General features: G+C 51.9%; 7 protein-coding genes. 6 read left to right on the top strand and 1 reads right to left on the bottom strand.

All coding sequences use genetic code 11. The annotated features are described in order from the left end of the window. Positions 1 to 69 precede the first annotated feature (69 nt). Positions 70 to 705, bottom strand: coding sequence for a TetR/AcrR family transcriptional regulator (locus tag C7B82_RS23955; protein ID WP_106259206.1), 636 nt, complete (start codon positions 703 to 705; stop codon positions 70 to 72). Between the two features lie 298 nt (positions 706 to 1,003). On the opposite strand from C7B82_RS23955, the gene C7B82_RS23950 reads away from it, so the two are divergent. From C7B82_RS23950 to C7B82_RS23925, 6 genes are all read left to right on the top strand, one after another. After that, a complete protein-coding gene (locus tag C7B82_RS23950) occupies positions 1,004 to 1,189 on the top strand; it encodes a hypothetical protein (protein ID WP_106259205.1) in 186 nt (61 codons plus the stop codon). A gap of 66 nt (positions 1,190 to 1,255) precedes the next feature. Beyond that, positions 1,256 to 1,618, top strand: coding sequence for a hypothetical protein (locus C7B82_RS23945; protein ID WP_106259203.1), 363 nt, complete (start codon positions 1,256 to 1,258; stop codon positions 1,616 to 1,618). A gap of 25 nt (positions 1,619 to 1,643) precedes the next feature. Next, positions 1,644 to 1,829 (top strand): hypothetical protein, encoded by a 186-nt coding sequence (locus C7B82_RS23940; RefSeq protein WP_106259201.1) that lies wholly within the window; start codon positions 1,644 to 1,646, stop codon positions 1,827 to 1,829. A 264-nt stretch (positions 1,830 to 2,093) separates the two neighbouring features. Further along, complete coding sequence (locus C7B82_RS23935; protein ID WP_106259199.1) at positions 2,094 to 2,411, top strand: CU044_2847 family protein; 318 nt, start codon at positions 2,094 to 2,096, stop codon at positions 2,409 to 2,411. A gap of 14 nt (positions 2,412 to 2,425) precedes the next feature. After that, complete coding sequence (locus C7B82_RS23930; RefSeq protein WP_106259197.1) at positions 2,426 to 3,757, top strand: trypsin-like peptidase domain-containing protein; 1,332 nt, start codon at positions 2,426 to 2,428, stop codon at positions 3,755 to 3,757. Continuing rightward, the gene (locus tag C7B82_RS23925) at positions 3,754 to 6,522 is read left to right on the top strand and encodes an AAA family ATPase (protein WP_106259195.1); all 2,769 of its coding nucleotides are present in this window, start codon (positions 3,754 to 3,756) and stop codon (positions 6,520 to 6,522) included. Before C7B82_RS23930 ends, C7B82_RS23925 begins: the two co-directional genes overlap by 4 nt. The last annotated feature ends 6 nt before the right edge of the window (positions 6,523 to 6,528 follow it).

The raw sequence follows: 6,528 nt of genomic DNA, 5'->3' as shown, positions 1-6,528 counted from the left end.
GGCGACTCGTTCATCGACCAAGTGGCGCAAGCCATGGTGCTGAAATCTGAGTCCGTCAGCCCACGCTAATCACATACGATTTTTCTGGGGGATAGCTGCGCTGACAAAGAACTTGACCATGAGATGAAGCTGCGACTTTGGAGACCTCTCATCGGTCGGTAGCCAGCGCAAAATTGCAGCAAGATAGAGGTGCTGCAAGTAGTCTGCCAATTGCATAACATCCGCATCGACTGCAAGCTCTCCTCGACAACCTGCTGCTGCAAGGATGTTGGTAAATAAACCGTGCAATTCATCCCGAGAAGAAACACTTCCGTCCAATAAGCGCCGGTTTATTCCATAGGCAATGCTCAATGGTAAGTAGCGACGCCTGCCTGCGGCCCAGTCAGCAAATACGTCAAATAGTCCAAGAAGTGTCGCTTCCAAGGTTGGTAGCTGGGTGACGACCGTCAGTAGTTCCTCTACGCCGCTCCGAAATTCCAAGCGAAAGTAATGGTCCAGCAAGGCTTCTTTAATTGGGAAATAGTTGTAAAGGGTGCCTCTAGAAACATCAGCCGCTGTAGCAATCTGTTCCATTGTTACGGATTCGAAACCATCGCGCTCGAAGAGAGAAAAAGCTGCGCATGCGAGCTTATCGGCCATTTCGTGGCGTTTTCGTTCTCTTCTGTTTAAGTTGGGTAGTGAGTTTTTGTCTTCCACATTGAACATTGTACAATATTGCACATTGTCTAACAATATAACTAACGCAGCATTGCGCCAAACAGTCACACAACCGTTCAACTTTGTTGAGGGTTAGTTATAAACGCAAAGCGTTTGCTGCTATTGCGGAAGCGCTCGATTGACTGTGCTGTGGAAGAACGATTCGTATCAACACTGCCGCAACACGTTCTGTTTCCATCAACCAGAAAATCCGAAGCGACTAAAAACTCCGAAACTAACAAGTTTCGGAGTTATCAACCGGATATTCCGAATACCCCTAATAACCAACAACTCACAACTCACAACCATGAGCGCCGATCGCACCAAGCAAGACCTCATCGATCTGGTCAAGTCCCTCGCCTTTGCCCCCACCATCACCACGGCTCAAGCAGGGCTCGCGCTGCGAGTCGTGGATCAGACCACCCAAACCGAAACCCTAATCCGACTGGCCGCTGCAAAGCGCACGCGGACCACGATGACCGATTCGCGGTAACTGGGCACTCTAAAACCAGGCTGACTCCTAACCCCTGCAACGGCTTCCGTGCCGAAGCCCCCACTCATGCCCCTGATTTCGCAGTACGCCCACGGGAGAGCCCAACTGCCCTTTACCAGTGCCAATCTGACTGTCAGCACAGGCGGTGCGGTCACGCTTCCTAGAACGCTCTATTTTTGTCTACAGGGTGAGAATCCGGTCGGGTATAACCTGCCGAGCGCGATCGTCGGTCCACTCACGATTCATGCGGGCGAGCAGCTCACGCTCACAGAGGATCTGTACAGGGCGGGCGAGCGCTGGACGGCGTTCAACCTGAGCGCGTCTGAAACCAACGATCCAGGCACTTTCGTACAGATCGCGCGGGTCCCTTGTTTTGACTCCAGCGACAATCGGCTTACCCTGCCTGCAACCCATCCACGGGAACACTAAGGGAGCGATTTATGGCATGCGAATGATGACTGAGCCATCCCTGACAGAGACCCAACGCCTTGAGCGGCTAGAGCAACAGGTTGCCGCGATCACGGTGCGATTAGCGCAACTTGAAAGCGCTCAAGCACCAGTGGTTGCAGATATGACGAAGAGCCTTTTTGCAGCGGCTGAAGGTGCGACTCAGAATGAGTCTCTCAACCATTTCCAGTGAGTAGAGTAGACGAGGCGATCGATAAACTTGCGTGCGTTTAGTCTCTCCTACCATAGCGGTCATGATTGAGCAGGCGATTAAAGCTGAAAGCATTGGACGCTTCTAAAAGCATTGACGCAGTGGACTGGGGATCGAGCTTAGCTTTCAGTGTCAGGATTGCTTTGGTTGGGTTGTCTAAATTCATTGGGCATAGCGAGAAACTGCAGTTTTCTTTGCTGGCTTAGAAGTGATGCTATAACAGGCTTGATCCTTGAAGAGACCTCTATGGACAGCCAATCAGTCTACATTCCAGTCGAGCTAGAGGATGGCAGCATCATTAACATCGAAGCGACGCCCATCGGTGAGCAGCAAGTTGCCTTCCCCACCATCCCTTTTAAGGACATCAAGGCTTCGATCGTCTCTGTTTCCAAGGAAATCTCAGATGCGATCAAGCAAGTAGAGCCCACTAAAGCGAGTGTGAAGTTTGGGTTTGAAGTGGCTTTCAAAGAAGGAGAGCTGACAGCACTACTGGTGAAGGGATCGGGAAAAGCCAACCTGGAGATTACGTTGGAATGGAGCAAAGCAGAAAAAAAGAGCACTTAGGCTAGTACACAACCATGACTGACGACCAACTGATTCAGGTCTTGCAAAACTGTACTGTGCGCCTAAGTGTTGGTGGCAGCATTGGGACCGGGTTTTTTGTGGCTCCAAATTTGATTCTGACCTGTGCCCATGTGGTGAAAGGGGCAGTTCCCAAACCAATTCATGCGTTCTGGCCATCTCAGGCACGCACCTACGTAGCGGAAATTAGCCAATGTCTCGATGATTCAAATCTTGACCTGGCACTATTGCGGCTACTGCCTGACCAGGAGGGAGTGCCGATCGCTAACCAGCCTTGGGTTGATCTGGATAAATCGACGCCAATCTTGGAGGAAGCGCTGTATAGCTATGGCTATCCCCAGAGCTATCCCAACGGTGATTCAGCGACGTTTGTCTATGAGGGAGACAGTACGGGCAAAAGTGGCTCGAAGCTATACAAGCTCAAAGAAGGGCAGGTTGATTATGGCTTGAGTGGCGCACCCTTGCTGAATCAGCGGACAGGCAAGGTTTGTGGCATCGTCAATCTCTCTCGACAAGTTACCAGTGATTTAGGAGGCAGGGCTGTACCCTCAACCGTAATTTTGGAGCATTTCCCGGAACTACGCGACCAGTCTCCCTTCAATTCCCGTACTCCTTTGACCAATCCTTTTCGCCCTCTGGCCGGACAGGTTGATAACCCACAGCTCTTTTTTGATCGCTCCCAGGTGATTAGTCGCATCTTTGAGACGCTAAACAGTGGCAGTAGTGTGGCCTTGATTGGAGAACGAGAAATGGGGAAATCCTCTATTCTCTGGGCGCTCTTTCAGCAGGCTAAAGCTAGGCTACAACCGCCCCGGCAGCCAATTTACTTGAACTTGCAACTGATTTACAGCGAGGATGAGTTTTATAGCGAGCTGTGTGAAAAAGCCGGTATGCCAGATGTGAGAGGTCGAGCACTGCAGCGTGCCTTGAGAGACCAGCGGTTGTTGCTGTTATTGGATGAAGTAGAGCGCATCCGGGAAGAGAGTTTTACTCGGCAGGTTAGAGAACAACTGCGGGGCTTAGCGGAGGGAAGCAACGCTCCTTTAAGGTTAGTCCTCGCTGCTAGCATGTCGTTAGACCGCCTGTTTCCTGATAGCTATCAGGAGGGGAACGTGTCTCCTCTGGTTGGTATTTGTCTCGAAGAGCCGCTGAGGGCATGGGATGAAACCACGATTCGCACCTTTATTACCGCTCGTCTTGAGCCAACCTCCATTCGCTTTACAGCCTCCGAAATTGACCAATTGATTCAAGGTAGTCAGGGAAAGCCCAAACGCTTAATGCAGCTTTGCCACCAAACCTTTACCAGTTGGCAGGAGCAACGGCAATGAGTCAACCTCGATCCAACGCTGTACCACGGCTTGACCTGGCACCCAAGCTAAAGAGACCTCTCTCCTTATGGAACCCATTGGACTACTTACGCTTACTCTATTGGGTGTTCTTTTTTCCGCAGGCATTGCGTTGGTATATTGACACCTTTGGTGGTGGATCGATTCCTGAAAATGAAATGAACTGGCTTAAGGGATTAGAGCAATTACGCCAGAAGCCTGTGCAATGGCAGTTATTGCTACAGGGGCTTTGCTTGACGGTTTTGGTTCCAGTGATCGTCGGTGTGGCGGTCCAAACACTGGGTTTCTCTGTTGCCTGGAGCGGCGTAGCGGTCGGCGTAGTGTTCGGCGTAGTGTTCGGCGTAGTGTTCGGCGTGGTGTTCGGCGTAGCGGGCGGCGTAGGGCGTGGCGTAGCGGGCGACGTGGTGTTCGGCGTGGCGCTCGGCGTAGCGGTCGGCGTATGGTACGGCGTAGCGGGCGGCGTAGCGGGCGGCGTAGCGGGCGGCGTAGCGGTCGGCGTGGTGTTCGGCGTGGCGCTCGGCGTAGCGGTCGGCGTATGGTACGGCGTAGCGGGCGGCGTGGTGTTCGGCGTAGCGTACGACGGAGCGATCGGCGTAACGGTCGGCGTAACGGTCGGCGTAGTGTTCGGCGTGGTGTTCGGCGTAGCGGTCGGCGTAGGGCGTGGCGTGGTGTTCGGCGTGGCGGGTGGCGTGGTGTTCGGCGTAGCGGGCGGCGTGGTGTTCGGCGTAGCGGGCGGCGTGGTGTTCGGCGTGGCACTTGTCAGACTGGAGAGTTGGCTACTTTCTTTACCTGTCAACATCTTGAGACGCTCCAGCCAAAATATATGGATCCCATCTGTGACGCCGCTACCGCTGCCTCAGGTCTCAACTCAGCTCAAGGTCTGGTTGAAACAAGATTGGGAAATGGGGTTGCAGAATGCCAATCAAATTCTGGCTTACAGCGTTCAGTTCATTCCAGTCATTCAGGCTGTCAATCAGGTTCTCAGCAAAACACCGCCCGAGCAGGTCATCTTTCGAGCCGCTCAGCTGGCGAACTCTCCCTATGATTGGGATTTAGTGCGTTTCGCGACGGCATCTCTAACTGATCAACTCCAGTCACGCGCCATTGATGGATTTTTTTTGTTTCCTCCTGCAATCAAACGAAGACTGAAAGCTCGTTTGAGCCTTGAACCACGTCTAGATACGCCCGCTCGTGCAGCCGCCGCAGGCTTCTGGTATCTCCATGAAAAAATGCCAGAGGTCTCTGCCAGAGCCTTTGCAACGATATACACTTTGCCCTACGGAGGGGAACTCTTGGTACTGGCTTATACCCTGTCACTTTTTGATCAAGCAAAAGATTCAACTGCCATTGCCCAGATTCAGCTTCCCGGAATTCCAGCAGAGCCTTTTCTCCGCCCTCACACTTGGGCTGCGATTGCTCGCCTGCGTCGAGTGGTGGTAGATATGCAAATGGTGCAACGGAGTCTGTCTCGCTCTACCAGAGCGTTTGCCCTCAATCGCGCTTTAGGAGAAATCAAAACGGTATTAGATCATGCCCCCACCCTGCCAGAAGCAGAACGAGGGTTAATCATCAACATTGCACAGACCTGGAGAGAAGCGTTGCTGAGCATTGCCTCTGAGGTGGGCAACGTTGTCATCACTAAGCCTGTAACAAATCCCTATGTGATTGGTGATCCAGTAGAAGGACAGCTCTTTGTAGGTCGCGAAGATGTGATGCGACGGCTGGAAGAGCTATGGGTTTTGGGGCATCAGCTCCAGACTGTAGTGCTCTATGGTCATCGACGTATGGGCAAGACATCCATCCTGCGAAACCTTTCTGACACATTGGGTGCCGGAATCAAAGTTGCCTATGTGAATTTACTACTGTCTGCTACTGCTCCAAGCATTAGCGATGTGTGGATTGCTATTTGTGATGAAGTTGCGGGAGTCACAAATGTGCCCTCTCCCCCTGATAGCGACTTTCTGAGTCTACCGGACCGGACCTTTGAACGGTTTCTCAAACAGGTGGAAGCCAGCCTGGGACCAAATGAGGGTCTAATCATTGCGATTGATGAGTTTGAAAAGATTGAAGACCTTATCGAAGCCGGACGGATTGCACCCGATGTGATGGCGTTTCTACGTGGTTTAGTCCAAATGAGTTCTAAACTAGCTTTCGCCTTCGCAGGGCTGCACACGCTAGAAGAGATGAACGAAAACTACTTCCATCCCTTTTTCGGTAGTTACATTCCCATCCGGGTTGATTTTCTGTCTTCTGGTGCAGTCCAACAATTACTGTTAAATCCTACTGAAGATTTTTTACTCGACTATGCACCGGAAGCCTGTGATGAAATTTGGTCTCTGACTGCGGGGCAGCCTTACCTGACTCAGCTGGTTGGCTTCAAACTAGTCCGCTACTACAACGATCAGGTCTTTGAGCAGTTGCAGAAGCGCGATCCAGTCTTTACGGTTGAGGATGTCAGAACCGTAGTTGGCGACGCTGGCTTTTTTAGTCAAGGACACTACTACTTTACAGGTGTTTGGGGGCAGGCAGATAGAGATGCCCCAGGGCAGCAAGCGGTTCTAAAAGCACTAGCGCCGCACCAATCTGGTTTAAGTCTTGAGGCTCTCCAGCAAACAACTGAGCTGGATACAGCAAGCTTGCAGCAAGCACTCGACATTTTGAAGCGTCATGATGTTGTGGCAACAAGCGACGATCGCTGGTTTATCTGTGTAGAGCTATTTCGCCGTTGGGTCTTAAAGCAGCAATAGAGTTGT

Source organism: Stenomitos frigidus ULC18, from assembly GCF_003003795.1.
Lineage (GTDB): Bacteria > Cyanobacteriota > Cyanobacteriia > Leptolyngbyales > Leptolyngbyaceae > Stenomitos > Stenomitos frigidus_A.
This window is presented reverse-complemented; position numbering and strand designations above follow the sequence as displayed.